2 protein-coding genes and 1 tRNA gene are annotated in these 948 nt (G+C 56.0%); all 3 read left to right on the plus strand.

Going from position 1 to position 948, the window contains the following annotated elements; all coding sequences use genetic code 11:
- On the plus strand, positions 1 to 471 hold a 471-nt coding region (locus tag NKH93_RS34220), incomplete at its 5' end, for a hypothetical protein (protein ID WP_352976412.1).
- Positions 433 to 523, plus strand: a tRNA-Ser gene (locus NKH93_RS34225). The genes NKH93_RS34220 and NKH93_RS34225, both read left to right, overlap by 39 nt.
- 93 nt (positions 524 to 616) lie before the next feature.
- Positions 617 to 868 (plus strand): GIY-YIG nuclease family protein, encoded by a 252-nt coding sequence (locus NKH93_RS34230; protein ID WP_352976415.1) that lies wholly within the window; start codon positions 617 to 619, stop codon positions 866 to 868.
- The last annotated feature ends 80 nt before the right edge of the window (positions 869 to 948 follow it).

Genomic DNA, 948 nt, shown 5'->3' on the forward strand with positions numbered 1-948 from the left:
AAAGTTAAAAAACGGGTCTGGGTATTCTTTGCTGAAGGACAGCGTTCCCTGCCCCATCCCCACTACCGAAAAAGATGCGCACCGCGCCGCTCCTTCAAACCCGACATTACCCATGAGACGGCGGCGTTCAACCACGATCGTACCGGCAAAAGGTTTGTGTTGGCGCTATACCCCGGCGTTGTTGCACAAATGACACGATTTGGCCTCACTCCGAAAGCTCCCGTTAACCAACGGCCCTTCGCAAGCCGTTGCAAACCGCGGATTCCGGCGATGGTCAGCCCGAAATGTGACCATGGCCCGAGTCGCGAACCAGGGAATTGCCGTAGAATCGCCACATCGCCGCGCGGCGCTTTGGCGAAGGGTCGATTTTTCAAGGATAATAGCGTCAGCTTGTTGATTGTGCCGGCGCTTTTCTTTATCCACCGGCGCAACGGAGAGGTGGCCGAGTGGTCGAAGGCGCTCCCCTGCTAAGGGAGTAGAGGTCAAAAGCTTCTCGTGGGTTCGAATCCCATCCTCTCCGCCACCCTACGCCCTGCGGGCTTCGGGTGGCAGGCCACCCGGACCCGCATTTTGGGCGTAGGGTGTCGCCCGAAGCTACGAAGTAGCGTAGGGGACCATGTGGTACGTCTATTTCCTGCAACTTCGTAACGGCGATGTCTACGTCGGGTCGACCAACGACCTTCGACGCTGTTTCGAATCGCATCGATCAGGCTATGTGACTTTGACCAAGGCCTATCTGCCTGTAACTTTGAAGTCCTACGTCGGGGTTGAAACCGAGGCCAACGCACGGCAACTCGAGCGATATTTCAAGACCGGTTCAGGCAAGACCTTCGCCAGCAAGCGTTTTTGGCGGACAGGGCCTCACTGACGACCTTAGGACTTATCTATTTGAAATATAATTAAAAACAGCCGAACGAGCTGCTTTTTGCCGACCTCCGCCCTCGATTC

It is taken from the genome of Mesorhizobium sp. M0954, from assembly GCF_040319155.1.
In the GTDB taxonomy this organism is placed as follows: Bacteria; Pseudomonadota; Alphaproteobacteria; order Rhizobiales; family Rhizobiaceae; genus Mesorhizobium.